This window comes from Actinomadura sp. NPDC049382, from assembly GCF_040677125.1.
Classification (GTDB): domain Bacteria; phylum Actinomycetota; class Actinomycetes; order Streptosporangiales; family Streptosporangiaceae; genus Spirillospora; species Spirillospora geliboluensis.
Window position 1 is genome coordinate 1 of record NZ_JBFARO010000092.1, and the last position, 23,476, is coordinate 23,476.

27 protein-coding genes are annotated in these 23,476 nt (G+C 73.9%); 18 read left to right on the plus strand and 9 right to left on the minus strand.

Annotated elements, in window-relative coordinates; translation table 11 throughout:
* Window positions 1-892, minus strand: an 892-nt coding sequence (locus AB0K34_RS34240; RefSeq protein ID WP_364553090.1) for an ATP-binding cassette domain-containing protein, incomplete at its 3' end; no start/stop codon positions are given.
* Between the two features lie 450 nt (window positions 893-1,342).
* Between AB0K34_RS34240 and AB0K34_RS34245 the strand changes: the two genes are divergently transcribed.
* Window positions 1,343-2,281 carry a tetratricopeptide repeat protein gene (locus AB0K34_RS34245; RefSeq protein WP_138640042.1) on the plus strand — a complete coding sequence of 313 codons (939 nt, stop codon included), beginning with the start codon at window positions 1,343-1,345 and terminating at the stop codon, window positions 2,279-2,281.
* A 316-nt stretch (window positions 2,282-2,597) separates the two neighbouring features.
* On the plus strand, window positions 2,598-4,001 hold the full coding sequence (locus AB0K34_RS34250) for an NAD-dependent malic enzyme (protein ID WP_138640043.1): 1,404 nt from the start codon (window positions 2,598-2,600) through the stop codon (window positions 3,999-4,001).
* Between the two features lie 37 nt (window positions 4,002-4,038).
* On the opposite strand, the gene AB0K34_RS34255 is transcribed toward AB0K34_RS34250, so the two are convergent.
* Window positions 4,039-4,671, minus strand: coding sequence for a hypothetical protein (locus AB0K34_RS34255; protein WP_301177346.1), 633 nt, complete (start codon window positions 4,669-4,671; stop codon window positions 4,039-4,041).
* Between the two features lie 162 nt (window positions 4,672-4,833).
* On the opposite strand from AB0K34_RS34255, the gene AB0K34_RS34260 reads away from it, so the two are divergent.
* The 4 genes from AB0K34_RS34260 to AB0K34_RS34275 all read left to right on the plus strand — a co-directional run bounded on the left by AB0K34_RS34260 (window position 4,834) and on the right by AB0K34_RS34275 (window position 8,682).
* A complete protein-coding gene (locus AB0K34_RS34260) occupies window positions 4,834-5,409 on the plus strand; it encodes a YqgE/AlgH family protein (RefSeq protein ID WP_138640045.1) in 576 nt (191 codons plus the stop codon).
* A gap of 10 nt (window positions 5,410-5,419) precedes the next feature.
* Window positions 5,420-5,695, plus strand: coding sequence for a DUF3039 domain-containing protein (locus tag AB0K34_RS34265; protein ID WP_171069310.1), 276 nt, complete (start codon window positions 5,420-5,422; stop codon window positions 5,693-5,695).
* Between the two features lie 383 nt (window positions 5,696-6,078).
* Window positions 6,079-6,903 (plus strand): zinc metalloprotease, encoded by an 825-nt coding sequence (locus AB0K34_RS34270; protein WP_301177347.1) that lies wholly within the window; start codon window positions 6,079-6,081, stop codon window positions 6,901-6,903.
* Window positions 6,904-6,939: 36 nt separating this feature from the next.
* Window positions 6,940-8,682 (plus strand): DEAD/DEAH box helicase, encoded by a 1,743-nt coding sequence (locus AB0K34_RS34275; protein ID WP_138640049.1) that lies wholly within the window; start codon window positions 6,940-6,942, stop codon window positions 8,680-8,682.
* Between the two features lie 18 nt (window positions 8,683-8,700).
* On the opposite strand, the gene AB0K34_RS34280 is transcribed toward AB0K34_RS34275, so the two are convergent.
* From AB0K34_RS34280 to AB0K34_RS34310, 7 genes are all read right to left on the minus strand, one after another.
* Entirely contained in the window at window positions 8,701-8,922 is a 222-nt protein-coding gene (locus AB0K34_RS34280; protein ID WP_138640048.1) for a hypothetical protein, read from the minus strand.
* A 30-nt stretch (window positions 8,923-8,952) separates the two neighbouring features.
* Window positions 8,953-9,345 carry a VOC family protein gene (locus AB0K34_RS34285; protein ID WP_364553091.1) on the minus strand — a complete coding sequence of 131 codons (393 nt, stop codon included), beginning with the start codon at window positions 9,343-9,345 and terminating at the stop codon, window positions 8,953-8,955.
* Window positions 9,342-10,142: an ArsR family transcriptional regulator gene (locus AB0K34_RS34290; RefSeq protein ID WP_301177350.1), complete on the minus strand. Its 801-nt coding sequence runs from the start codon at window positions 10,140-10,142 to the stop codon at window positions 9,342-9,344. The genes AB0K34_RS34285 and AB0K34_RS34290 overlap by 4 nt, the downstream gene beginning before the upstream one ends.
* A gap of 55 nt (window positions 10,143-10,197) precedes the next feature.
* Entirely contained in the window at window positions 10,198-12,774 is a 2,577-nt protein-coding gene (locus AB0K34_RS34295; protein WP_364553092.1) for an FtsX-like permease family protein, read from the minus strand.
* A gap of 424 nt (window positions 12,775-13,198) precedes the next feature.
* Entirely contained in the window at window positions 13,199-13,726 is a 528-nt protein-coding gene (locus AB0K34_RS34300) for a gluconokinase (protein ID WP_138640077.1), read from the minus strand.
* 2 nt (window positions 13,727-13,728) lie between these two features.
* Window positions 13,729-14,310, minus strand: a complete 582-nt coding sequence (locus AB0K34_RS34305; RefSeq protein WP_138640076.1) for an isochorismatase family protein — start codon at window positions 14,308-14,310, stop codon at window positions 13,729-13,731.
* Window positions 14,311-14,372: 62 nt separating this feature from the next.
* Window positions 14,373-15,719, minus strand: coding sequence for a nicotinate phosphoribosyltransferase (locus AB0K34_RS34310; protein WP_364553093.1), 1,347 nt, complete (start codon window positions 15,717-15,719; stop codon window positions 14,373-14,375).
* A gap of 120 nt (window positions 15,720-15,839) precedes the next feature.
* On the opposite strand from AB0K34_RS34310, the gene clpS reads away from it, so the two are divergent.
* The 12 genes from clpS to AB0K34_RS34370 all read left to right on the plus strand — a co-directional run bounded on the left by clpS (window position 15,840) and on the right by AB0K34_RS34370 (window position 23,463).
* Entirely contained in the window at window positions 15,840-16,136 is a 297-nt protein-coding gene (gene clpS / locus AB0K34_RS34315) for an ATP-dependent Clp protease adapter ClpS (protein ID WP_089326695.1), read from the plus strand.
* 4 nt (window positions 16,137-16,140) lie between these two features.
* On the plus strand, window positions 16,141-16,680 hold the full coding sequence (locus AB0K34_RS34320; RefSeq protein WP_138640074.1) for a DUF2017 domain-containing protein: 540 nt from the start codon (window positions 16,141-16,143) through the stop codon (window positions 16,678-16,680).
* Between the two features lie 52 nt (window positions 16,681-16,732).
* A complete protein-coding gene (locus AB0K34_RS34325; RefSeq protein ID WP_364553095.1) occupies window positions 16,733-17,152 on the plus strand; it encodes a M67 family metallopeptidase in 420 nt (139 codons plus the stop codon).
* A gap of 43 nt (window positions 17,153-17,195) precedes the next feature.
* The gene (locus AB0K34_RS34330) at window positions 17,196-17,330 is read left to right on the plus strand and encodes a hypothetical protein (RefSeq protein WP_364553096.1); all 135 of its coding nucleotides are present in this window, start codon (window positions 17,196-17,198) and stop codon (window positions 17,328-17,330) included.
* Between the two features lie 93 nt (window positions 17,331-17,423).
* Complete coding sequence (locus AB0K34_RS34335; RefSeq protein WP_089326636.1) at window positions 17,424-17,696, plus strand: MoaD/ThiS family protein; 273 nt, start codon at window positions 17,424-17,426, stop codon at window positions 17,694-17,696.
* A 21-nt stretch (window positions 17,697-17,717) separates the two neighbouring features.
* On the plus strand, window positions 17,718-18,665 hold the full coding sequence (locus AB0K34_RS34340; RefSeq protein WP_089326635.1) for a cysteine synthase: 948 nt from the start codon (window positions 17,718-17,720) through the stop codon (window positions 18,663-18,665).
* A gap of 152 nt (window positions 18,666-18,817) precedes the next feature.
* Complete coding sequence (locus tag AB0K34_RS34345) at window positions 18,818-19,609, plus strand: thioesterase family protein (RefSeq protein WP_138640072.1); 792 nt, start codon at window positions 18,818-18,820, stop codon at window positions 19,607-19,609.
* A gap of 171 nt (window positions 19,610-19,780) precedes the next feature.
* On the plus strand, window positions 19,781-20,698 hold the full coding sequence (murI, locus tag AB0K34_RS34350; RefSeq protein ID WP_364553098.1) for a glutamate racemase: 918 nt from the start codon (window positions 19,781-19,783) through the stop codon (window positions 20,696-20,698).
* Between the two features lie 31 nt (window positions 20,699-20,729).
* Window positions 20,730-21,479: an MBL fold metallo-hydrolase gene (locus AB0K34_RS34355; protein ID WP_301177356.1), complete on the plus strand. Its 750-nt coding sequence runs from the start codon at window positions 20,730-20,732 to the stop codon at window positions 21,477-21,479.
* A 56-nt stretch (window positions 21,480-21,535) separates the two neighbouring features.
* Window positions 21,536-22,255 carry a ribonuclease PH gene (rph, locus tag AB0K34_RS34360; protein ID WP_364553100.1) on the plus strand — a complete coding sequence of 240 codons (720 nt, stop codon included), beginning with the start codon at window positions 21,536-21,538 and terminating at the stop codon, window positions 22,253-22,255.
* Window positions 22,252-22,872, plus strand: coding sequence for an RdgB/HAM1 family non-canonical purine NTP pyrophosphatase (gene rdgB, locus AB0K34_RS34365; protein WP_364553102.1), 621 nt, complete (start codon window positions 22,252-22,254; stop codon window positions 22,870-22,872). The genes rph and rdgB overlap by 4 nt, the downstream gene beginning before the upstream one ends.
* 108 nt (window positions 22,873-22,980) lie before the next feature.
* Complete coding sequence (locus tag AB0K34_RS34370; protein WP_364553103.1) at window positions 22,981-23,463, plus strand: hypothetical protein; 483 nt, start codon at window positions 22,981-22,983, stop codon at window positions 23,461-23,463.
* Window positions 23,464-23,476: the final 13 nt, after the last annotated feature.

Genomic DNA, 23,476 nt, shown 5'->3' on the forward strand with positions numbered 1-23,476 from the left:
GCGGCGGCCGGCCGGGCCGGCGCGTCGGCGGGCCCGGGCGCGCGCCGCGCGGGGCGGGCCGGGTGTCGCGGCGCCGGCTCATCGCGCCCACCGCGGGGCGCGGCGGCCGGTCGGCGCCCTGCCGCCCGGGGGCGCCCGCGTCCCGGGGTTCGGCGGCGTCCCGCGGGTCGGCCGGGCCGCCCGCCCGCCGGTCGGCGGCGGTTCGGCCGCGCCGCGCGCCGGCCGAGTGCGTGGGCTGCTCGGTCAGCCGGCCGCGGGCCAGCGTGAAGAGGCGGTCGCACCAGCCGGTCAGCGTGTCGGTGGCGTCGGCGGTGACCACCACCGCCGGGGCCAGCGAGCGCAGCACCGGGATCAGCTCGGCCATCGCGGCGGTCAGCACGGACCGGCCGGGGCCGTCGGCGCCGGTGGGCCACGGCTCGGCGGCGGCGCACAGCGCGCCGAACGGGTCGTCCAGCAGCACGAGCGGGGGCTCGTGCACGCACGCGGCGGCGAGCCCGGCGCGCAGCCGGACGTCCGGCGGCAGCAGCGCCAGCTCCGTCCCGGCGGCGTCGGCGAGGTCGAGCCGCTTCAGCATGGAGCGCGCGGCGGACGCGCTCGTGCGCTTGTAATACGCCGCGTAGGCGACGAACTCGCCGGCCGTCATGTTCTCGGCGCGGGAGAACCGGGTCGGCAGGTAGCCGATCCCGGCCCGCGCGGCCCGCAGTCCGGCGGCGTTCGATATGTCCTGTCCCAGAATGCGCAGCAGGCCGGCATTCGGCCTGCGCAACGTCGCGAACGTGGCCAGCAGAGTGGATTTACCGGCACCAGGTGGACCGGCCAGGCCGACCACGCCTTCGGACACGCCGAAGGTCACCGGGCGCAGGAGCCACCGCCCCCCGCGGCGGACACCCATTCCTCGGGCCACGATCACGGAATGCTCCGCGATCACAAGTGTTTCCCCCCGTAGCTCGCCATGCGGTCGCGGCGCCGGCACGGGCGCTCCGGTGGCCACGGGTCCCCCAACCCGCCACGCGGTGCCCGCCGAGACCGGCTCCGCCGTCCGGCGGGTCCGGCCGCTTTTGCCGAGCCGCGATGCATCGACATCGTGACTATAACCGGGCTTGGTGATGGCTGTCAGCAATCTTTTTGCCTTTACGGCAGCACGCCTGGATTCTTTGCCTACCGCGCTGAAGTGGCGAATTCCAGAAAGGTGGACAATTGCCGATTTACCCCGTCGGGCGCGCCGAGCGGGGCGTCCGGGCCGGTGCCGCGGGGAGGCGGCCCGCTCCGCTCAGGGCGTACGGGCGCACAGCCGGGTGCGCTCATGGGGCAGGATGGACCCATGCCTTCTCGGGACTTTTCGTTGCACGGGGCCATCGACCTGGGGGCGCGCCAGGCGGCCGCAAGGAAGCAGCAGGAACGCCGCGCCCAGGGCGGCGGCGCGCCGGCGGACCCGGGCGGGGCCGCCGGGCAGTACGTCGTGGACGTCACCGACCAGACGTTCAACACCGAGGTCGTGGAGCGGTCGCAGTCCGTGCCCGTCCTCGTCGACTTCTGGGCCGAATGGTGCGGCCCCTGCAAGCAGCTCGGGCCGATCCTGGAGAAGCTCGCCGCCGAGGCGGCCGGCGCGTGGGTGCTCGCGAAGGTCGACATCGACGCCAACCCGCAGCTCGCCGCCTACATGCAGCAGATGGGCGTGCGCGGCATCCCGTTCGTCGCGGCCGTCGTCGCCGGGCAGCTGCTGCCGTTCCTGAACGGCGCCGCGCCCGAGCCGCAGGTGCGCCAGGCCATCGACCAGCTCTTCGACGCGCTGCGCAAGGAGGGCATCCTGCCGGACGCCCCCGAGGGCGAGCAGCAGCCCGGCGCCGACGCGGGCGAGGCCCCGGCCGGCGACCCGGTGTACGCCGAGGCCGAGGACGCCCTGCAGCGCGGCGACCTGCCCACCGCCAAGGCCGCGTTCGAGCGGATCCTCGCCGACGACCCCAGGGACGGCCAGGCCAAGCAGGGCCTCGCCCTGGTCGAGCTGAGCCTGCGGGTCGGCTCGCTGGACGCCGACCGCGTCCTCCAGGAGGCCGCGGAGAAGCCCGGCGACGTCCAGGCGCAGATCAGCGCGTCCGACGTGGAGATGATGACCGGGCGCATCGACGCGGCGTTCGACCGGCTGATCGCCGCGGTGCGCGGCAGCGCGGGCGACGACCGCGACGCGGTGCGCAAGCACCTGCTGTCGCTGTTCGACCTGCTCCCCCCGGAGGACCCGCGCATCGGCAAGGCCCGCCGCGGTCTGCAGTCGGCCCTGTTCTAAGGCGCGTTCTAAGCGCCCTGTACGGGTCCTGAAGCGCTGCGTCACGAGGCGTGCTCTGGTGGGCCGCCCGTTCTGGTCGTCATGCGCCGCCGGTGCCGATCGGCGCTGGTCGGGAGGGGAACGAGCCGGGGCGATCGGGACACCCCGCCGTGATGTTGCGCGTATGCTCGATGCGTCGACCGTGCCCGGACGGCCCGCGTGCACCACTCCCACGGGCCGCCCCCGCCGATCCGCGCCCCCTCGGGCATGCCGTCCCGGGCGATCGGGCGGCGCGCGCGGGACGAGAACAACCCAGAGCAGCTAGGGAGCAGTCGTCGTGGCGAGCGTGCCGAGCGTGTCGTACTCCATCACCGTCCGGCTGGAGGTCCCGGCCGGCGGCCGGGCCGTCAGCCAGATCACCCACGTGGTCGAGAACGCCGGCGGCATCGTCACGGCCCTCGACGTCAACACCGCCGGCCACGAGACGCTGCGCATCGACGTGACGATCGCCACCCGCGACACCCAGCACGCCGAGGCGATCGCCGGGGCGCTGGAGGGCATCGAGTCCGTCAAGATCCACAAGGTCAGCGACCGGACCTTCCTGATGCACCTCGGCGGCAAGATAGAGATGCAGTCGAAGGTGCCGCTGCGCAACCGCGACGAGCTGTCGATGGCCTACACGCCGGGCGTCGCGCGGGTGTCCCTCGCCATCGCCCGCAACCCCGAGGACGTCCGCCGGCTGACCATAAAGCGCAACAGCGTCGCCGTCGTCACCGACGGGTCGGCGGTGCTCGGCCTCGGCAACATCGGCCCGGAGGCCGCGCTGCCGGTCATGGAGGGCAAGGCGGCGCTGTTCAAGCGGTTCGCCGGGATCGACGCGTGGCCGATCTGCCTCGACACGCAGGACACCGACGAGATCGTCCGGACCGTCCAGATCCTCGCGCCCGCGTTCGGCGGCATCAACCTGGAGGACATCTCCGCCCCGCGCTGCTTCGAGGTCGAGGCCCGGCTGCGCGAGCTGCTCGACATCCCCGTCTTCCACGACGACCAGCACGGCACGGCGATCTGCGTGCTGGCCGCGCTGACGAACGCGCTGCGCGTCGTCGGCAAGGAGATCGGCTCGGTGCGCATCACGATGGCGGGCGCGGGCGCCGCCGGCACCGCGATCCTGAAGCTGCTGATGCACGCGGGGGCCCGCGACCTCATCGTGTGCGACTACCGCGGCGCCGTCCACAAGGGCCGCGACGACCTGGACGACTCGCTCCGCTGGATCGCCGAGCACACCAACGCGGCCGGCTACGCGGGCGACCTGCGCGGCGCCGTCAAGGACGCCGACGTGTTCATCGGCGTCTCCGCGCCCGGCATCCTGACCGGCGACGACATCGCGACGATGAACGACGGCGCGATCGTGTTCGCGCTCGCCAACCCCGAGCCCGAGGTGTCCCCGGACGAGGCGCGCGAGCACGCCGCCGTCGTCGCGACCGGCCGCAGCGACTACCCGAACCAGATCAACAACGTGCTGGCGTTCCCCGGCGTCTTCCGCGGCCTGCTGGACGCCCAGGCCGACGGTGTCACGCTCGACATGCTGGCCGCCGCGGCCGCGGCGCTCGCCGAGGTCGTCACGCCGGAGGAGATCGGCCCGAACTACATCGTGCCGAGCGTCTTCCACCCGGACGTGGCCACCCGCGTCGCGGGCGCCGTCCGGGAGGCGGCGGGCGGCCGTCCCCGCACCGAGGCGTAGCGGCCGGGGGCCGGGACCCGGCGGCGTGCCCGCCGGGTCAGACGTCCTTCTTGCCGGCGAAGATCCGCTCGCGGCGGCGGGGCCAGATGCCGCCGTACCAGAAGATGATCGCGCCGGTGAGGATGATGCCGACGCCGGTCGCGGCCCGCGCCCACAGCACGGTGTCGGGGCCGGTGTGCGGCAGGTTGCTCGGCGGCGTCTCGGTCGGCGCGCCGCCCGCCTTCGTGCAGTTCGCCCGCACCGCCCTGGTCTCGATGCGCTTGTTGGCCCAGGTGACGGTGAGGTCGGTGCGGCGGTCCTCGCGCAGCTTCACGGAGATCGTCCGGGTGTTGCCGGGCGGGATCTGGCCGGGGACCGCGGCGCCGCCGTCGTCGCGCTCGACGGAGAAGTCCTCGGTCCGCGTCCCGGAGTTGCGGACCTTGACGTGCACGGTCCGCGCCGGGCAGGAGACCGCGCCGATGTCGGCGGTCACCGGCCGGGCGGGCGCCTTCGCCGTCCCGGACGTGCTGGGCTTCGGCGAGGCCGGCGAGGAGGCGGACGGGCTGGGGCTCGCGGACGCGCTGGACGCCGCGGGCGACGCGGAGCCGTCCGACTTGAACACCGCCTGGATCGTGATCAGCGCTCCGAGGACGGCGAACACTGCCGCGATGATGACCCTGGGCAACTGCATGTCGCTGTCCTCCCGGCGCGCACCAAGCGGATGGCCGATGATCCTAGATCATTCTTAACCCAGGACCTTGTGGTGCCGATATCCCCATCGATAGGAATGCGTAACAGGCTAACGAGCGGGGAGGCGTGCCGCCGGAGGTCCGGGCAACGCATGATGGAACCCATGGAAGACGGCATCAGGGTGGGGCTCCTGCTGGTGGCGACGCCTCAGCTGGAGGATCCGAACTTCAGGCGGAGCGTCGTCCTGCTGGTCGAGCACGACATCGGCGGAGGTACGCTCGGCGTTGTCCTCAACCGGCCGACCGAGGTTCCCCTGGACCGCGTCCTCCCGCCGTGGGCCGGGCTCGCCACCGGCCCCGCCGTGGTGTTCCAGGGCGGTCCCGTCGCGCTGGAGCATCCGCTCGCCCTCGCCCGCCTTCCCGGTGAGGACGAGCCGCTCGGCTGGCGGGCGCTCGACGGCGGCGCCGAGGTCGCGCGGGTCGGGGTGGTCGATCTGGAGGCCCCGCCCGGGCTGCTGGCGGCGGAGCTGCTGCAGCTGCGGGTGTTCGCCGGCTACGCGGGGTGGTCGGCGGGGCAGCTGCGCGGGGAGGTCGAGGAGGGCTCCTGGTACCTGGTGCCGGCGGAGGCGGGGGACGTGTTCGCGGACCGTCCCGAGCGGCTCTGGCAGGACGTTCTCCGCAGGCAGGGCGGCGATCTCGCGTTCGTCTCCACTTTTCCCGACGACCCCACACTGAACTAAGGTGAACGACGTGAGTACGAAGATCCTTCCCGAGAGCGACACCCAGCAGGACGTCCGGCCGGACCTCTCGCACGGTGACGGCGACCACGAGCGGTTCGCCCACTACGTGAAGAAGCAGAAGATCACCGAGAGCGCCGTGACCGGCACGCCGGTGATCGCGCTGTGCGGCAAGGTCTGGGTGCCGAACCGGGATCCGAAGAAGTACCCCGTCTGCCCGGAGTGCAAGGAGATCTACGAATCGATGCAGCCGGGCGGCGAGGGCGGCAAGGGCGGCAAGGGCGAGTGACCCGCCGCTGAGACGCGGCGGCGGCGCACCGCCCATGCCGGGCTGCGCGCTTTCCGGGTCCCGCGGCGGGGGATGCCGCGGGGCCCGACGCATGTGACATACGGGTTTCGACCTACGGGGGATGAATGCGGCGGATGGCCGGGGTTTCGCTATGCGCACTGTCGATTACGGTGTGTGCCGTTCCGGGTGCGGTGGGTGAGCGGGGACGGGTGCGGGCCGCACCGGCCGCCGCCCACGGCGACGGTGCGGTGCACGGCCATGGCGGTTCGGCGCATGGCCATGGCGGGGCTGCGCACGGTGGTGACGGGTGCGTCCATCCCTCGAACGCCCGGAACGCGCGGCCCGGCGACCGGGCCGCCCTCGGCCGCGACCAGGCGGTGGCCATGCTCACCGACCTCCGGCAGGCGCTCCTCGACCGGTTCGGGACGTCCGACGAGCGGCGCCTCGACGCGTCCCGGCGCATGGCGAAGGGGATCGTCGTCCCGGTGCGGTTCCACGTCGTCCACAGCGGGCCGTACGGGCGGCTCTCGAAGAGCGCGGTCCAGCGGCAGGTCGCCACGCTGAACGCCGCGTACGGCGGGAAGACGGGCGGCGCCGACACGGGGGTGCGGTTCCGCCTGGCCGGCTACGACCTGGTGGACAGCGCCGCCTGGTTCCAGGAGCCCGACCGGTACGAGCGCTCGATGAAGACGCGCCTGCACAAGGGCGGGCGCGGCACCCTCAACGTCTACACGGCGGCCGTCGGGTCGGACGTCCTCGGCTTCTCCACGTTCCCGCAGTGGTACCGGCGCGCCCCGCGCATGGACGGCGTCGTCATCGACTACCGCAGCATTCCCGGCGGGTCGTACCGGGGCTTCGACCGCGGGTACACGGCCGTCCACGAGATCGGGCACTGGCTCGGCCTGCTGCACACCTTCGAGGGCGGCTGCGTCCCACCGGGCGACGGGGTGGCCGACACCCCGTACGAGGCGGAGCCGGCGAACGGCTGCCCCTACTACCGCGACACGTGTCCGCAACGCGGCCAGGATCCGGTCCACAATTTCATGGACTACGCCCAGGACGCCTGCATGCGCGCCTTCACCGCAGGTCAGGGCCGCCGTATCCGGGCCGCGTGGGCGGCGTACCGGGCCGGGCGGCAGGGCCGCCATCGTGTGGATCTCGGCACACGTGCGGCGGGCGCGGCACGATCTGTCGGTGGTCCTCGGTAGCCTTCAGAGACCGTGAGCACCTTCGCCGCATCGAGCATGCCCCCCGCGTTCCCCGAACGGGCCGCCTGGGGGACGGCGTCGTCCCTGCGCGCCTGGCAGCAGCAGGCGCTGGAGGCCTACTTCGGCACGGACGGCTCCCAGCCCGGCCCGCGCGACTTCCTCACCGTCGCGACGCCCGGCGCCGGGAAGACGACGTTCGCGCTCCGGCTCGCCCGCGAGCTGATGGAGCGCCGGATCGTGCAGTCGATCACGGTGGTGTGCCCGACCGAGCACCTCAAGCGGCAGTGGGCGGAGTCCGCGGCCCGCGTCGGCATCAAGATCGACCCGGAGTGGCAGAACAGCGACGGCCCCATCGGCAAGGACTTCGACGGCGTCGCCGTCACCTACGCCACGGTCGCGGCCCGGCCCGCGCTGCACCGCAACCGCACCGAGTCGCGCAAGTACCTCGTCATCTTCGACGAGGTGCACCACGCGGGCGACGGCCTGTCCTGGGGCGACGCGGTGCGGGAGGCGTTCGAGCCCGCGACGCGGCGGCTGGCGCTGTCCGGCACGCCGTTCCGCACCGACATCAACCCGATCCCGTTCGTCCAGTACGAGGAGGGGCCGGACGGCATCCGGCGCAGCCAGGCCGACTACACCTACGGCTACGGCCCCGCCCTCGCCGACGGCGTCGTCCGCCCGGTGATCTTCCTGGCGTACGCGGGGGAGATGCGCTGGCGCACCCGCGCCGGCGACGAGATCACCGCGACCCTCGGCGAGCCCCTCACCCAGGACCAGATGGCCCAGGCGTGGCGCGCGGCGCTCGACCCGAAGGGCGACTGGATCAAGCAGGTGCTGGCCGCCGCCGACCGGCGGCTCACCGAGCTGCGCCGCGTCATCCCCGACGCGGGCGGGCTGGTGATCGCCACCGACCACGAGACCGCGCGCGCCTACGCCGGGATGCTGAAGGCGGTCACCGGGCAGAGCGCCACGATCGTGCTGTCGGACGACCCGACCGCGTCCAAGAAGATCAAGAAGTTCGCCGGCACCGAGGACCGCTGGATGGTCGCGGTCCGGATGGTGTCCGAGGGCGTCGACATCCCGCGCCTGTGCGTCGGGGTCTACGCGACGTCGACGAGCACGCCGCTGTTCTTCGCGCAGGCGATCGGGCGCTTCGTCCGCGCCCGCAAGCGCGGCGAGACGGCGTCGGTGTTCCTGCCGTCGGTGCCGACGCTGATGGGCCACGCCTCCGAGATGGAGGAGGAGCGCGACCACGTCCTCGACCGGCCCGTCCGCGAGGACGGCCTCGACGACGACCTGATCGCCGAGGCCAACCGCCAGCAGGACAGTCCCGACGTCGGCGAGGAGTTGCCGTTCGAGACGGTCGAGGCGTCCGCGACGTTCGACCGTGTCCTCTACGACGGCGGCGAGTTCGGGATGCACGCCCAGCCCGGCTCCGCCGAGGAGGAGGAGTACCTCGGCATCCCCGGCCTGCTGGAGCCCGACCAGGTGTCGGCGCTGCTGCGCAAGCGGCAGGCCGAGCAGCTCGCCGGCGAGCGGCGCCGCAAGACCGGCGACCCGCGCGCCGACCGCACCGCCGCCGAGGACATCGCGGCCCTCCGCCGCGAGCTGAACGGCCTCGTCAACGCCTGGAACCATCGCACCGGCCAGCCGCAGGGCGTCATCCACAACGAGCTGCGCCGGGCCTGCGGCGGCCCGCCCGTCCCGCAGGCCAGCGCCGCCGAGATCCGCGACCGCATCGCCAAGATCCGCGACTGGGCGGCCAAGCGCCGCCACTGACGCCCGGCGCCCGCCTGCTCAGCCGCTCCCGGCGCGGCGCGGCCGCTGGAAGATCAGCCTGAACACCCCTTGCCGGTCGGGCCCGATGACGCCGGCGCACTGCCAGCCCGCCCGTCCGGCCTTGTCGAGCGTCTCCTGCAAGGCGTGCGCGTGCACGCCGCCGACCGGGTTCAGCTTCACGACGCTGACGCGGTACTCCCACTGCGCCGCCGCGCCCGCCGGCTCGTCCTGACCGTCCATCCCCGCATTCTCCCGGCGGGGACGGCGCGGTCACCCCCGGGCGGCCTGCGCGGGCTGGAAGAGCTCGATCAGGTTGCCGGCCGGGTCGGTGAGCAGGATCTGCCGGCCGCCGGGGCCGCTGACCACGTCGCCGCGGAACGCGAGGCCGGCGTCGCGCAGCCGCGCGATCTCCTTGTCCAGGTCGTCGACGGTGAGGTGGATGCGGTTGCGGCCCGGGGCGGCGGCATCGGCGGGGGTGGCGCGGGCGCCGGAGCTGGCGGGGCCGGACAGCAGCAGCCGCAGCGGCCCGCGCCGGACGTCGGCGAAGGCCGGGACGGCGTCGAGGTCGAGGGTGAAGTCGAGGCGGGCGGTGTAGAAGTCGACGGCGGCCTGGACGTCGTCGACGAGGTAGCGGACGCTGGCGTACTGGTCGGGCGTGCTCATGGGCGGGCCTCCGTTGGCCGGGTGAGGACGGGTGGCTGGGCGAGGATGGGGATCAGTTGGCGGACGCGGGCGTCGATGTCGGCCGCCGCGCGCTCGAACGGGTCGGACGCGCCGCCCTGACCGGTTGCGGACGGGCCGGCCGTGGACGGATCGGGGATGCTCCAGTGGATCCGCCGGGACCGGTCGCCGAACTCGGGGCAGACCTCGCGGGCCCGGTCGCAGAGCGTGATGGCGTAGTCGAACCGTCGGTCGCGCAGGCTCTCCAGGTCGCGGGGCCGCTGATCGGAGATGTCGATGCCGTACCGGTCGCGCAGGACGTCCACCGCCCGCGGGTCGAGGCTCGGCTTCGGGCGGCTTCCGGCGCTGGTCACGGTCACGCGTCCGGCGGTGTGGTGGCGCAGGAGCGCCTCGGCGATCGGTGAGCGGGCGCTGTTGCCGGTGCAGACGAACAGCACGTCCACCTGGGGCAGGTGCTGCTCGGCCTCCGTTGGCTCGGTGGTGCGGCGCAGTGCCGGGTGCAGGGCGGCCCCGGTGTCGGCGAGGGCGTCGGCGCAGCGGTCGAGGTCGAGCCGGTAGTAGCTGTCGCGGCCGTCGAAGCTGCTGCGGGCGGCGGTGACCAGGCCGCCCTTGCGCAGCAGCCGCAGATGGTAGGAGACCAGGTTCTGCGGCGCCTGCACCAGCGCGGTGAGTTCGCGGACGCGCAGGTCGCCGACCGCGAGTTCGGTCAGCAGCCGCCAGCGCAGCGGATGCGCGGCCAGGCGCAGGAACGCCGGGGTGGCTTGGCTCGTCGACGCCATGTCTCCGACGATACATCAATCCGGTTTGATGGAATAGCGGCTCCGCGCGGCCGGGTCACTCGGCCTTGGCGGCTTCCAGGACGGGGACCGAGGCGGCCCGCCGTGCGGGCAGCGCCGAAGTCGCGAGCGTCGCCGCCGCCGCGCCCGCCGCCACGATCGGGACCAGCCACCACGGCGGGTCCGGGCGCAGGAAGGAGCTGCCGGTGGTCACGTGCAGCAGCGTCAGCGTGCCCATGGCGATCGCGAGGCCGAGGATCGTGCCGAGGGCGACCACGGTGGCCGCCTCCCAGCGGACGATCGCGCGGATCTGCCGGACCGTGGCGCCCACGGCGCCGAGCAGCCCGAACTCGCGGGTGCGTTCCGCGACGCCCATCGAGACCGTGGTCGCCATCCCGAACAGCGCCAGCAGCAGGGCCATGCCGATGAAGGTGTAGGTCGCCCGCAGCGGCCGGGTGAGGGAGGACGACGCCGCGTCCACGTACGCGTCCCGGTCGAGGACCCGGACGCCGGGCACTTCCGCCACGGCCCGCGCCAGGGCCTCGGACGAGCCGCCCCGCACCAGGACGGCCTGAGTCGCCGCGTTGGCGTCGAGGCCGTCCATCGTCGCCGGAGCCACGAGCGCCTGTTCGGCGAACAGGTGGGAGGGGTCGTGGTAGGCGTCCGCGACCGTGAGCGCGACCCGGCCGTGGGCGGCCCGCACGGTGATCTGCTGGCCGAGCCGCAGCCCCCGCTCCTTCATGACGGTGGACGACAGCGCGATCTCTCCGGGACGCAGCGCGGGCGGGTCGCCGCCCAGCCGCAGCAGGTCGCGCAGCCCGGCCTGCTCGGCGCCGCTGACCAGGAGCCGGAACGGTTCGGGGTCGTCGTCGGGGGACGGCGGCGACACGAGCCCGACCTCGGTCTGGGTGAGGGCGGTCGCGCGGGTCACTCCCGGTGCGTCCGCCACCAGGTCGGCCACATTGCGGGCGAGCGGTGCGGGCGCGCCCTCGGCGGTCCTGGCGGTGGCGGTGACGGCGTGCTCGGCCGCCATGACCTGGCGTCCCGCCTCCGCGAACCGGTCGTTGACCGACTGCGTGACCAGTGCCACCGAGGCGACCAGCGCGACGCCCAGCATCAGCGACGACGCGGCGGAGGAGACCCGGCGGGGGCTGCGGGTGATGGTGGCGTGCGCGAGCCGTCCGGTCTCGCCGCCGACCAGCCGTCCGACGCGTCCGACCAGCCCGCCCAGCGGCGCGACGAAGAACGGGGTGAGGACGGTCAAGGCGGTCATGGCCAGCATCGAGCCGAACAGGACCATCAGGGCGACGCCGAACGTGCGGTCCTGGCCGGGCGGATCGCTGACGCGGATCGCGGTCGCCACCGCCCACCAGAAGCCCGCGCCGGCGAAGAGCGCGAGCGCGGCGAGCAGCCGAGGCCAGCGCCGTTCGGGGGTCTCGGCGACGGTGCTGCGCAGCGCTTGCACGGGGGAGACTCCGGCGGCGCGGCGCGCGGCCCGCCAGGCGGCCAGCTGGGTGACGAGGAGGCCGGCGGCGGCCGGGACGCCCAGCGCGACCCAGCCGAACCGGGGACCGGCGGCGGAGACGTCGAAGCCGTCCCGGGCGAACAGCCGGGTGATCAGCGCGGCCAGCGGGAAGCCCGCCGCCACGCCGCCCACCGCCGCGATCGCGCCCAATGCCAGCGCCTCCAGCCGGACCAGCAGGCCGAGCTGCCGGGGCGTGGCGCCGATCGCGCCGAGCAGCGCCAGCCGCCGGGTCCGCTGCCGCACCAGCGTGCCGAACGTGTTGGCCACGGTGAACAGGCCGACGAAGACCGCCACCAGGGAGAGACCGCCGATGACTCCGGCGACCGAGGCGCCCTCACCCGCCGCGGCGGCGGCCTGCGCGTCCCGGACGGAAGAAGCGGTGCGCACGGTGGCGCCGCCGCCGAGGTCCCGGGCCAGCTCGCCGCGCAGCCGCTCGGGGGTCACGCCCGGGGCGGCCTTCAGCCAGACGCTCTGCCACGTGCCCGCCGGCAGCATCGCGGCGCGCCGCACGGTCTCGGGCGGAGCCAGCACGAGGTTCCCGGCGGCCACCGCGTCCCGGCCCTGCACGGTGACGACCCCGGTGACCTTCACCCGGCGCGTCTCGTGGGGCAGCGTCAGCGTCAGGGCGTCGCCGACGCCGGCCCGCCCGGCGCGGGGCATGTACTGGACGACCGCCACCTCGCCATCGGCGACGGGTGCGCGCCCCTCCTCCAGCCGGTAGGGGGCCAGCCCCGGATCGGACACCCAGGGGCGCAGCAGCGTCCGGCCCTCGGCCGCCGCCGTGATCGCGCGCCCGTCGGAACCGGTGGCCGTGACCGCCACCGACGCGTCCCCGGCGGCGGCCGCCACGCCGGGCCGGGACGCGACCCGGTCCAGCCGGACCCGGCCGTCCGGCGGCGCGTCCGGGTCGCCGGGGTCCGCCGTCCCGCCCTGCACGAGCACGTCGGCGCGGAAGTACTCGCTCGCGTCGCTGCCCGCCACTGCTTCCTGCGCCCGCAGCGCGAACTGCAGCGAGCCCGCGATGAGCGCGATCGACCCCAGCGCCGCCAGCAGGGTCGCGGCCAGCCGCAACCGCCCCTCCGCCAGCGAACGGCGCGCGACAAGCCACATGACGCTCCCCACGGCGTCCCCCCAATCTGATCACCTAAGATAATCTCACATGAGACTATATGTGCTGCGCGGGCTTCTCGGGAAAATTCGCTGGCTCCGCCGGGACGGCCAGACCTATCGTCGGGCGCGTCCGATCCCGAGTGAAGGAGATCGCCATGTACCGCGACCGCGACACCGAGGCGTCCTTTTGAGCGGACCAGCAAGCGCCGCAGGGGGTTCCCTCTAGCGAGACCAAGGTCAAGCGCGGCGACCGGACGGTCGGCGCCGACACCGAGCTGATCGAGAAGCTGGGCGGCGACGACCCTTGCCCCTGCGGGTCCGGGCGGCGCTTTCCGGCGCTGCTGCCGGCCCACCGGACGCTACGACGGCGTCCTCGGGCACTACTACGTGCGCGACTGAGGCGGCGCCCGCCCCCCGGAACGGGTCAGCGGGGGGCGGCGTCCAGGTTCAGTGCCTTGACGATCTGGTCGACTGTTTCTGCCGGGGTGCCCGTGATGGGGGCGGTGAAGACGTCCTCGTCGGGGGTGGGGAGTTCGAGGTCGGCGAACTGGGTGTCGAGGAGGGTCTCCTTGAAGAAGTGGCCCTTGCGCGCCTTCATGCGGGCGGCGATGAGGTCGCGGTCGCCGTCGAGCAGGACCATCGCCACCGCCGGGTTCCCGGCGGTGAGGAGGTCGCGGTACTTGCGCTTCAGGGCGGAGCACGTGACGACGCCGGGGCGGCCGCTGTCGAGGCGGTCGGTGATCCAGGCGGCGATGGTGCGCAGCCAGGGGGCGCGGTCGGCGTCCGTCAGGGGGTGGCCCTCGCGCATCTTGGCGATGTTGGCCTCGGAGTGGAAGGAGTCGGCCTCGGCGTAGTCCCAGCCGAGGCGCTCCGCGAGGAGGGTTCCGATGGTGGTCTTGCCGCTGCCGGAGACGCCGGCGATCACGATCACACTGGGGGGTGGAGTGCTCATGGTCAGGCGGTCACCACCGGGTCTCCGGTCAGGGCGACGCCCTCGGCGCGCAGCTCGTCGAGGGCGCGGTCGACGGTCGTCTTGCCGACCCCGGCGGTGAGGCCGAGCAGCACCGTGGTGCGCAGGCCCGCGCGGGCGGCGTCGACGGCGGTGGCGCGGACGCAGTGGTCGGTGGCGATGCCGGCGACGTCCACGGTGTCGACGCCGCGGGCGGCGAGCCAGTCGGCGAGCGGCGTGTCGTCGTCGGAGACGCCCTCGAAGCCGCTGTAGGCGGCGGTCTCGCGGCCCTTGCTGAACACGGCCTCGATGGGGGCGAGCGCCAGGTTGGGGTGGAAGTCGGCGCCGGGGGTGCCGATCACGCAGTGCGGCGGCCAGGAGTCGACGAAGTCGGGTTCGGCGGAGAAGTGGTCGCCGGGGTCGAGATGGAAGTCGCGGGTCGCCACGATGTGCGCGTACTCGGACCGGTGCCCGGCCACGTGCGCGGAGATGGCGGTGGCGACGTCCGCGCCGCCGGCCACGGCCAGCGACCCGCCCTCGCAGAAGTCGTTCTGCACGTCCACGATGATCAGAGCCTTCTTGCCCATGACCGCTCCCTGTTACCGGTTGCCCCGAATCGACCGTACCCCAGGCGGGCGCCGGCGCACCGTCACGGGCCCCCGTGGACGAACTCGGTGGGGACGGCGGGCTCGCCCTTGGAGAGCTGGAGCGCGGTCGCGGGCAGCTCGGCGACGGCGCGGGTGTGGCGGTCCCGGGCCTGCTGGAGCGACTCGCGTCCGACGATCTCGCCGTCCCGGACGAGCGGGACGTGCAGCGGCCGGTCGCGCGGCCCGTGGGTCGGCTCGCCGGTGGAGACCGACTCGGCGAACGCGACGCCGTGCCCGTCGACGCGGCGGACGGCGGACTTGCGCCCGCCCCGGCTCGGCTTGCCCGTCGAGCGCTTGGCGACCGGGCGCATGGGCGCGTCGTCGGCGGGGCTATCGGAGCGCGCGACGAGCTTGTAGACCAGGGACGCGGTCGGCGCGCCGGAGCCGGTGACGAGGGACGTCCCGACCCCGTACCCGTCCACGGGGGCGGCGGCCAGGGCGGCGATGCCGTACTCGTCGAGGTCGCCGGTCACCACGACGCGGGTGCCGTGCGCGCCGAGCGAGTCGAGCTGGTCGCGGACGCGCCGCGCCATGACGCCGAGGTCGCCGCTGTCGATGCGGACGGCGCCGAGCGACGGCCCGGCCAGCTCGACCGCCGTCCGGACGGCCCGCTCCACGTCGTAGGTGTCGACCAGCAGCGTCGTGCCGTCGCCGAGCGAGGCGAGCTGCGCCTCGAACGCGTGCCGCTCGCTGTCGTGCAGGAGGGTGAACGAGTGCGCGCTCGTCCCGGCCGTCGGCACCCCGTACAGCCGGCCCGCCTCCAGGTTGGACGTGGTGGTGAACCCGGCGATGTAGGCGGCGCGGGCGGCGGCCACGGCGGCGCGCTCGTGGGTGCGGCGCGACCCCATCTCGATGATCGGGCGGCCCTGCGCGGCCTGCACCATCCGGGACGCGGCGGACGCGATCGCGCAGTCGTGGTTCAGGATCGACAGCGCGATCGTTTCGAGCAGGACCGCCTCGCCGAACGTCCCCTCGACCACCAGGACCGGCGATTCGGGGAAGTAGCAGTCGCCCTCGGCATAACCCCAGACGTTCCCGCTGAAGCGGTACTTCTCCAGCCATTGCGCGGTGGTCTCGTCCACGATGCCGTTGGACGTGAGGAAGTCCAGTTCGGCGGCGTCGAACCGGAACGCCTCGATCGCGTCCAGCAGCCGCCCGGTCCCCGCGACGACCCCGTACCGGCGGCCGGCGGGCAGGCTCCGCGCGAACACCTCGAAGACCGCGCGGCGGTCCGCGGTCCCGCTGCGGAGCGCGGCCTGCAGCATGGTCAGCTCGTACTGGTCGGTCAGCAGGGCGGTGCCGTCACCAAGGTCCACAAGTGGAACCCTAAGCCCGACTGCGGGCACCATGGATGTGCGGGCTCGCGCACCCGGCGGGGGGACCGGCGCATAGCATCGGGTGCGGTGGGCGGACGGACAGCGCGCGAGGAGTCACGGAGAGAGAGGGGGCGAACCGGGCAGATGAGCGCCATGAGCACGGCGCCCGCACCGGTCGAGCTGGAGCGGCCGGACGCCGAGGAGGACGTGAGCGCAGACCGGCCCTGGCTGGCGATCGTCTGGAACGACCCGATCAATCTGATGTCGTACGTCACCTACGTGTTCCAGACCGTGTTCGGCTACCCGAAGACGAAGGCCGAGAAGCTGATGCTCGACGTGCACCACAAGGGCCGCGCGGTCGTGGCGAACGGCACCCGCGAGGAGATGGAGCGGGACGTGGAGATCCTGCACTCCTACGGGCTGTGGGCGACCGTGAAACGGGACGACTGAGCCGATGACCGATGTGAGCAGGTCCGGGGACGCCGTCGAGATACGGCTGGAGGCCGAGGAGACGGCGCTGCTGCGCGCCCTGATGGAGCAGCTGCTGGCGCTGATCGGCGACGCCCCCGGCGGTGACGACGAGCTGGCCGCGATGGGCATCGCCGAGGGCGCCACCAAGCCGGACGACCCCGTCCTGGCGCGGCTGTTCCCCGACGCCTACCGCGACGACGGCGAGGCCGCGGGGGAGTTCCGCCGCTACACCGAGATGGGGCTGCGGGACGGCAAGCGCGAGGCGGCCGGGGCGGTGCTGTCGGCGCTCGGCGAGGAGGGCACCGACGCCGTCCTGAACGAGGAGCAGGCGCAGTGCTGGCTGCGGGCGCTGAACGACATCCGGCTGGCGCTCGGCACCCGGCTCGACGTCACCGAGGAGTGGTACGAGGAGGCGAACCAGATGGATCCGCGCGACCCGCGCGCCTCCCTGTTCGCCGTCTACGACTGGCTGACCATGCTCCAGGAGAGCCTCGTCCGCGTGCTGTGGGAGCCGTCGCCGTGAGCCCGGGAGCCCTCGCCGTGAGCCGGCGGGCCGTTGCCATAGGCTCGGGGCCATGCTGACGATCGAGCGCGCCCTCGTGGAGAAGATCATCGCGCACGCGCGCGCCGACCACCCGGACGAGGCGTGCGGCGTCATCGCCGGGCCGGCCGGCTCGGACCGTCCGGTCCGGTACATCGCGATGGAGAACGCCGAGCGGTCGCCGACGTTCTACCGGTTCGACTCCCAGGAGCAGCTGAAGGTGTGGCGGGAGATGGACGACCGCGACGAGGAGCCGGTGGTGATCTACCACTCGCACACCTCGACGGAGGCGTACCCGTCCCGCACGGACATCTCCTACGCGTCCGAGCCGAACGCCCACTACGTGCTCGTGTCGACCCGCGCCGACGACGACACCGAGTTCCGGTCGTTCCGGATCGTGAACGGGGAAGTGACCGAAGAAGAGGTCTCCATCGTCGACGCCTACGCGGGCTGAGCCGGAGCGGATCGGGATGGTCGCGGCCGGTAAACTGGTCGACATGTGGACGAGCGGGCACGAGACGGACGGCGGCGCGCGGCGCCGTGCCGGTTCCGCCGGTTCCGCCGCCGTGCCACCCGTGCAGAGCTTCCTGTTCGGGCACTCGCGCGCCGAGGTCGTCTACGACTGTCGCTGACGCGCTGATCACGCCTGGAATCATCCCGCTGCCCGCCCGGTTGAGACGCGAGAGGGCGGGGAGCCCCGTACGACGTAGAAGGAGATCACCGCGATGGCGATCGAGGTCCGGATCCCGACGATCCTGCGCAACCTGACCGACGGCGCGAAGGCCGTGGAGGGCAAGGGCGCGACGCTGGACGAGCTGTTCAGCGACCTGGACAGCCGGCACGCCGGCCTGCGCGACCGGCTGGTGGACGACAAGGGCCTGCGCAAGTTCGTCAACGTCTACCTGAACGACGAGGACGTGCGCTTCCTCGGCGGGCTGGAGACGCAGGTCGCCGACGGCGACAACGTCACCATCCTGCCCGCCGTGGCCGGCGGCTGAGCCGGGCTGGACGGGCGGCACATGCGCTTCGACTCGCTACTGGACTCGCTCGGCCGCACGCCGCTGGTCGGCCTGCCGCGGCTGTCGCCGAGCGAGGACGTCCGGATCTGGGCCAAGCTGGAGGACCGCAACCCCACCGGCTCGGTGAAGGACCGTCCCGCCTTCTACATGATCGAGAAGGCGGAGAAGGACGGGCTGCTGACCCCCGGCTGCACGATCCTGGAGCCGACGTCCGGCAACACCGGCATCTCCCTCGCCATGGTCGCGAAGCTGCGCGGCTACCGGATGGTGTGCGTGATGCCGGAGAACACCTCGGCGGAGCGGCGGCAGCTGCTGGAGATGTGGGGCGCGGAGATCATCTCCTCGCCGGCGGCGGGCGGCTCGAACGAGGCCGTCCGCGTCGCGAAGGGGCTGGCGGCCGAGAACCCCGACTGGGTGATGCTCTACCAGTACGGGAACGAGGCCAACGCGCTCGCGCACTACGAGACGACCGGTCCCGAGATCCTGGAGGACCTGCCGACGGTCACGCACTTCGTCGCGGGGCTCGGCACGACGGGCACGCTGATGGGCGTCGGCCGGTTCCTGCGCGAGCGGGTGCCGGACGTGAAGATCGTCGCGGCGGAGCCCCGGTACGGCGACCTCGTGTACGGGCTGCGCAACATCGACGAGGGCTTCATCCCCGAGCTGTACGACGACTCGGTGCTGACCACCCGCTTCTCCGTCACCTCGGGGGACGCGCTGCGCCGCACCCGCGAGCTGCTGGAGCAGGAGGGCATCTTCGCGGGCATCTCGACCGGCGGCGCGCTGCACGCGGCGATCGGCATGGCGAAGAAGGCGGTGAAGGCCGGTGAGCGGGCCGACATCGCGTTCGTCGTCGCGGACGGGGGCTGGAAGTACCTGTCCACCGGCGCCTACGGCGGCACGCTGGAGGAGGCCGAGGCCCGCCTCGAAGGCCAGCTCTGGGCCTGACCAGGGCCGGCTCCGCGCCCGGCCTGGCCCGGCTCTGGGCCTGACCTGGTCCGTGTGGCATCCCGTCCGGCACGGTAGAGTTCGTTTTCGAACGTGATTCTAGAACTGGGCCGGCGGGACGCCCGCGGTCCGGGCGACGCGGGAGTGTGCGGATGAGCGGGTTCGGCGAGGCGACGGCCGTCGCGCGGGTCGGCGACGGCCGGTACGAGGCCGTCCTGGACGGGGACTACGGGTTCGCCGAGGCCCTCAACGGCGGCTACCTGATGGCCGTGCTCGCCCGCGCCGCCGTGGACGCCTCCCCGCACGCGCACCCCGTCTCGACCGCGACCAACTTCCACCGGGTCGCCAAGCCGGGCCCGGCGCAGATCATCGTCGACACCCGCAAGCAGGGCAGGACGGCCGCGTCGGCGCTGGTCACGCTCGTCCAGGACGACCGCCCCATCGTGGACGCGCTGATCACCACCGGCACCCTCGACGCCGCCGCCGAGCCCGTCTACGCCGGCGCGGCGCCCGCGCCCGTCCCGCCGGTGGAGGAGTGCACCGACTTCCGGCCGCCCACGGGCGACGGCTTCGCCGACCGGGTCGACATGCGCTTCGACCGCCGGACGATGGGGTGGCTCGACGGGCAGCCGAGCGGGAACCCGGAGATCCGCGCCTGGTTCCGGCACCGCGACGGCTACCCGACCGACGCGTTCTCCCTCGCCCTCGCCGTGGACGCGCTGCCGCCCGTCGCGCTGAACCTCGGCGCGCAGGGCTGGGCGCCGACCGTCGAGCTGACCTGGCACATGCGGGCCGTCCCCGAGCCCGGCTGGCTCGCCGTGCACGGCACCGGCCGGCTCCTCGCCGACGGCTGGTTCGACGAGGAGGTCGAGGTGTGGGACGGCGCCGGCCGGCTCGTCGCGCAGAGCCGGCAGATCGCCCGCGTGCCCCGCACCCGCTCCTGACCGCGGCCGCCGCCGGCGGCGCCGCGCGCGGAGAAAGCCCGGCGTTTCGTCGGCGCGGACGTCCGGATCGCGCGCGCGACCTCTGACCTGGACGGTTTTCCGGCGCGTTACGGTGTGATGTCCGACGCATGACGCACCCGCGCGGGGCCGTGTCGCTTAGCCTTGTGCACCATGTCAGATCCATCCCGGGGGGACCGCCTCCCAGACGCTCCCATCGGGATCTTCGACAGCGGTTTCGGTGGGCTGACGGTGGCACGGGCCATCCTCGACCAGCTGCCCAACGAGCCGATCGTCTACCTGGGCGACTCGGCCCGCCAGCCGTACGGGCCGCGGCCCATCGCCGAGGTCCGCGCCTTCGCCCTGGAGATGCTGGACCGGCTGGTCGACGAGGGCGTGAAGATGCTGGTGATCGCCTGCAACAGCGCCAGCTCGGCCATGCTCCGGGACGCCCGGGAACGCTACGACGTGCCGGTCGTCGAGGTCATCAACCCCGCCACCCGGCGGGCCGCGCGCGCCACGTCCAACGGCCGGGTCGGGCTGATCGCCACGCAGGCGACCGTGACCAGCCGCGCCTACGACGACGCGTTCGCCGCCGCGCCGCACATCGAGCTGGTCAGCGCCGCCTGCCCGCGCTTCGTCGAGTTCGTGGAGGCGGGCGTGACGATGGGCGGCGAGCTGCTGGAGGCCGCCCGCGGCTACCTGCGGCCGATCGTGGACGCGGGCTGCGACACGCTCATCCTCGGCTGCACGCACTACCCCCTTTTGACGGGCGTCATCTCGTATGTCGTCGGGGACGGGGTCACACTGGTGTCAAGCGCCGACGAGACCGCCAAGGACGTGTACCGAGTGCTGCACGATCGGGGGCTGGCCCGCGCCGAGGACTCGCCCCGGCCGCGGCACCGGTTCCGTGCCACCGGGGACCCCGCCGTGTTCGCCGAGCTCGGCCGCCGCTTCCTCGGCCCGGAGATCGGCTCGGTGGAGACCACACCGGCCGGGGCGGCGCCGGACGGGACGCCCGGCGGGGCGGGGGACGGGACGGCGCCGGACGGGCCGGCGGGGACGGCGTCGACCAAGGCTCTGGCCACCTGATTCCTCGGGGACTCTAAGAGGAGGAGTGAGCGTGCGGGTCACTGTGATCGGCTGCTCCGGCAGTTTCCCTGGGCCGGACAGTCCCGCGTCCAGCTACCTGGTCGAGGCGGACGGGTTCTCCCTGCTCCTCGACATCGGCAACGGGGCGATCGGCAGCCTCCAGCGGTTCCACGACGTGCTGGACATCGACGCCATCTGCATCTCGCACCTGCATCCCGACCACTGCCTCGACCTCACGGTCTACTGGATCGCGCGGACGTACTGCCCCGGCGGGCCCGCCCCGCGCATCCCCGTCTACGGCCCGCACGGCACCGCCGAGCACATGATCAAGGCGTACGAGCTCGATCCGAACCCGGAGATGACCGACACCTTCGACTTCCGGACCCTGGAGCCGGGGCCGGCGGCCATCGGCCCGTTCACGGTGACCACCGCGCTGGTGAACCACCCGGTGGAGGCGTACGCGCTGCGGATCGAGCACGGCGGCGGCGTCCTCACCTACTCCGGCGACACCGGGCACAGCGACGCCCTGGTGCGGCTGGCGGAGGGCTCCGACCTGTTCCTGTGCGAGGCGGCGTTCGCCGACCGCCCCGAACTGCCGCCGGACATGCACCTGACGGGCCGCGAGGCGGGCGAGCACGCCGAGCGCGCCGGGGTCGGCCGGCTCGTCCTCACCCACCTGCTGCCGTGGAACGACCCGTCCGAGACGCTCGCCGAGGCGAAGGCCAGCGGCTTCCAGGGCCCGATCGAACTCGCCGAGGTCGGCGCCGTCTACGACCTGTGACCGCGCCCGCCGCCGGTGTGCGGGGCCCCCGGCGCCGGGCCGCTAGGGTTGGAGCCATGGCCCGCCCCGATGATCGCGCTTCAGACCAGCTCCGCCCCGTCCGCATCCAGCGCGGATGGCTCGACCACGCGGAGGGCTCGGTGCTCCTCGAGTTCGGCCGGACGCGGGTGCTGTGCGCCGCGTCCGTGCAGGAGTCGGTCCCCCGCTGGCGGCGCGACAGCGGCCTCGGCTGGGTCACCGCCGAGTACGCGATGCTGCCGCGCGCCACCAACACCCGCAACGACCGCGAGTCGGTCAAGGGCCGGATCGGCGGGCGCACCCACGAGATCTCCCGGCTGATCGGCCGCTCGATCCGCGCCTGCCTGGACCTGAAGGCGCTCGGCGAGAACACCGTCCAGCTCGACTGCGACGTCCTGCAGGCCGACGGCGGCACCCGCACCGCCGCGATCACCGGCGCCTACGTGGCGCTCGCCGACGCGGTGGGCTGGATGCGCGAGCGCAGGCTGCTGAAGGGCGACCCGCTGATCACCTCGGTGGCGGCGGTGAGCGTCGGCGTCGTGGACGGCGAGGCCCGCCTCGACCTCTGCTACGAGGAGGACTCCGCCGCCGGCACCGACATGAACGTCGTCTGCACCGGCGACGGCCGGTTCGTCGAGGTGCAGGGGACCGCCGAGGGCGCCCCCTTCGACCGCGCCGAGCTGGACGCGCTGCTCGACCTCGCCGCCGGCGGCTGCGCCGACCTCACCCGCCTCCAGAAGGAGGCGCTCGGCCGATGAGCCGGATCGTCCTCGCCACCCACAACCGCGGCAAGGTCGCCGAGCTGCACCGCATCCTCGGCGATCTCGACGTCGTCGGCCTGGACGAGTTCCCGGGCGCGCCCGACGTCGCCGAGACCGAGCTGACGTTCGAGGGCAACGCGTTCCTGAAGGCCCGCGCGATCGCCGCGTTCACCGGCCTGCCCGCCGTCGCCGACGACTCCGGCCTGTCCGTGGACGCGCTGAACGGCATGCCGGGCGTGCTGTCGGCCCGCTGGTCGGGCCGGTTCGGCGCGGCCACCGGCGACCGCGACACCGCCAACCTCCAGCTGCTGCTCGACCAGCTCGCCGACGTCGCCGACGACCGGCGCGGCGGCGCCTTCGTGTGCGCGGCCGTGCTGGTCGTGCCGGGCGGCGCCGAGCACGCCGTCGAGGGCCGGATGCGCGGCACCGTGGCCCGCGCGCCGCGCGGCACCGGCGGCTTCGGCTACGACCCGATCTTCGTCCCGGACGGCGAGACCCGCACCACCGCCGAGCTGGCCCCGGCCGAGAAGGACGCGATCAGCCACCGCGGCCGGGCGTTCCGCGAACTCGCCGGGCTCATCCCGGCGGCGCTGGCGGCGGCCGGCCCCGCCTGACGCGCGGCGGACGCCCGGCGCCGGAAAGAAAACGCGGCGGCGTGACAACCCGGCGGCGCCGGGCGGGGGTTATTCGGGGGTGTACGGACATCTCCCCCGAGGAGCAACATGATCGACAAGGGTCGCATCCGCCGCGGGCCGCTGCTCGCCCTGGCCGGGCTCGGCGCGACCGGGGCCGTCGCCGCGGGCGCCTGGCTCGCCACCGGGCCGGGCCCGTCCCCGGCCGCGGCGCCCGCCGCCAACGAGGCGACGATCCACGCGTCGCCGCCGCCCGCCGCCGCCACGCCGTCGCCCGTCCCGGTCACGCCGTGCCCGTCGGAACCGGTGCCCGCGCGAACTCCCTCGCCGGTGCCGATGGTGACGCCCCCGCGCGAGACGCCCGCCCCCGCCCCGCCGGCGACGCCGTCCGAGGCCCCGACGCCGGTGCCGTCGGTGCCGCCGGGGAAGGCGGCGTCCGCGCCCGTGCCGACCGCGCGGCCGGGGAGGCCCATGCCCTCGGCGAGCCCCGTCCCGGCACCGTCGGAGTGCGCGGAGGCGCCGCCGGGCGCGCCGACGCGGAGCCCGGTGCCCGAGCCGTCGCACGGCGGGTAGGTGCGGTCTGTCC